General features: G+C 67.6%; 3 protein-coding genes. All 3 read right to left on the minus strand.

Features of this window, described 5'->3' with window-relative positions:
* Positions 1-983 (minus strand): ATP-binding cassette domain-containing protein (locus EN738_RS33390; protein ID WP_145967022.1); only part of this gene is annotated, 983 nt, incomplete at its 3' end.
* Positions 980-1,849: an ABC transporter permease gene (locus tag EN738_RS33395; RefSeq protein WP_127287266.1), complete on the minus strand. Its 870-nt coding sequence runs from the start codon at positions 1,847-1,849 to the stop codon at positions 980-982. The genes EN738_RS33390 and EN738_RS33395, both read right to left, overlap by 4 nt.
* The coding region (locus EN738_RS33400) for an ABC transporter permease (protein WP_145967023.1) at positions 1,846-2,557 on the minus strand (712 nt) is incomplete at its 5' end. The genes EN738_RS33395 and EN738_RS33400, both read right to left, overlap by 4 nt.

The raw sequence follows: 2,557 nt of genomic DNA on the forward strand, positions 1-2,557 counted from the left end.
AGGATCATGCGGGCAAGCGTGGACTTGCCGCAGCCGGAGCGACCGACCAGCGCCACCGACTGGCCGGGCTCTATCGACAGCGAGACGTCGTCGACGGCGCGGATGGGAGCGGCACGCCGGAACAGCGAGCTGCGTCGTCCCGGATAGTCGCGCGTCACGCCATCGACCTGCAGCAAGGGCCTGGCCGAGCCGGCGGTGTGGGGGCGAGGGCGGGCCGGCACATGCATGGAGGCCTGCGCCAGCTGACGCGTATAGGGATGGAGCTGCGCAGACAGCGTGCGTGCGGTGTCGCCGGCTTCCATCACCTCGCCATGGCGCAGGATGGTGATCTTGTCGGCCATCTCGGTCACCACCGCGAGGTCGTGCGAGATCAGAAGCAAACCCATACGGTTTTCCGCCACGAGATCGCGCAGCAAATCGAGGATCTGCGCCTGCAGCACCACGTCGAGCGCCGTGGTCGGCTCGTCGGCGATCAGGAGCTTGGGTTTCAGCGCGCAGGCGATCGCAATGACGACGCGCTGGCGTTGGCCGCCCGACAGTTCGTGCGGATAGCGCGACAGCGGGAATTTCGTCGAAAGCAGGCCGACGCGGTCGAGTATTTTGCGCGCCCGCTCCTCGGCCTCGGCGCGGCTCGCCTTGGTGTGCCAGCGGATGCCTTCGGCGACCTGCTCGCCGATGGTCTTGACCGGGTTCAGCGCCGTCATCGGCTCCTGGAACACCATGCCGATGTCGTCGCCGCGCAACGCACACATCTGGTCCTCGCTCGCCGCGAGGATGTCGATGCCGTCGAAAGCGACGCGTCCGCTGGCGCGTGCCGCGAAGGGCATGAGCCGCATCACGGCGAGTGCCGTCATCGACTTGCCGGAGCCGGATTCGCCGACCAGCCCCATCACCTCGCCGGGCGCCACGGCAAGCTCGACGCCCTTCAGGATCGGCGTGTCGCCGATCGAGAGCGACAGGTTCTCGATCTCGAGCAGGCTCATCGCTGCCGCCGCGATTTCGGGTCGAGGATGTCGGCGATGCCGTCGCCCAGCAGGTTGAGGCCGAGCACGGTGACGGCGATCGCCATGCCCGGGAAGATCGCCATCCACGGCGCCACCACCATGCGCGTCTGCGCGTCGAACAGCATGCGGCCCCAGCTCGGCATCGGCGGCTGCGCGCCGAGGCCGACATAGGAGAGGCCTGCTTCGGCAAGGATGCCCAGCGCGAACTGGATGGTGCCTTGCACCAGAAGCAGCGTCGCGATGTTGGGCAGGATGTGCTCGATGGTGATCAGCGTCGGGCCCTTGCCGGCGGCGCGGGCGGCGAGAATGAACTCGCGCGGCCAGATGGCCAGCGCGCCGGCACGGGCGACGCGCGCGAACACCGGAATGTTGAAGATGCCGATGGCGATGATGGCGTTGATGGCGCCCGGCCCGAAGATGGCGGTGATCATGATCGCCGAAAGCAGGGCGGGGAAGGCGAAGACGAGGTCGTTCAGTCGCATCAGCGCTTCGTCGGCGAGGCCGCCGCGCGCTGCCGCGAAGGCGCCGAGCGGAACGCCGACGCCCATGCCGATGCCGACCGCGACCAGCGCCACGGCGATCGAGTTGCGGGCGCCGACCATGATCATCGACAGGATGTCGCGACCGAAATGGTCGGTGCCGAACCAGTGCGCCCATGAGGGCGGCAGGATCTTGTCCGAGATCACCAGCCTGGTGACGTCGTATGGCGTCCAGGCGTAGGAGAGGACCGCCACCGCCGCCACCAGCGCGGTGATGACGAAACCGACAAGGAAGGATCGGTTGCGGAACGCCTTGGCCAGAATGCCGGCTAGGGTCTCCTCGGGGATGTCGACATGCAGTGTCATTGCCGGCTTCTCAGGCGCGGATCGACGACCGCGTAGGAGAGGTCGACGAGGAGGTTGACGGCGATGACGGCGGCGACCAGCAACATGACGACGCTTTCGACGACGATGAGGTCGCGTTGTGTGATCGCCTGGAACAGCAGCCTTCCGAGGCCGGGCAGGTAGAAGACGTTCTCGATGATGATGGTGCCGGCGAGCAGGAAAGCGAACTGCAGCCCGAGGATGGTGAGCACCGGGATCATGGCGTTGCGCAGCGCGTGCCGCCAAAGCACGGCGCGGTAGGGCATACCCTTGGCGCGGGCGGTGCGGATATAGTCCTCGTTCAGAACCTCGATCAGCGCCGAGCGGGCGACGCGTGCCAGGATCGCGGCTTGCGGCAAGGCAAGGGCGACCGCCGGCAAAAGCAGCGATTTCAGCGCCGGCCAGGCGCCGGCGCCCCAGCCGGGGAAGCCGCCGGCCGGTACCAGCCTGAGCCAGACGGCAAAAAGATAGATCAGCATCAGCGCGAACCAGAAGTTCGGCACGGCGACGCCGAACTGGGCGGCGCCCATGGCGATCGCGTCGCCAGCGCGACCGCGCCGGCTGGCGGAAAACAGGCCAACCGGAATGGCGATGGCCGTGGACAGCGCCAGGGCGATCAGCGCCAGCGGCAGCGAGACGACGACGCGTTCGCGCACGAGATCGATGACCGGCACCGAATAGGTGTAGGAG

The sequence above is a fragment of the Mesorhizobium sp. M4B.F.Ca.ET.017.02.2.1 genome, from assembly GCF_003998955.1.
GTDB lineage: Bacteria > Pseudomonadota > Alphaproteobacteria > Rhizobiales > Rhizobiaceae > Mesorhizobium > Mesorhizobium abyssinicae.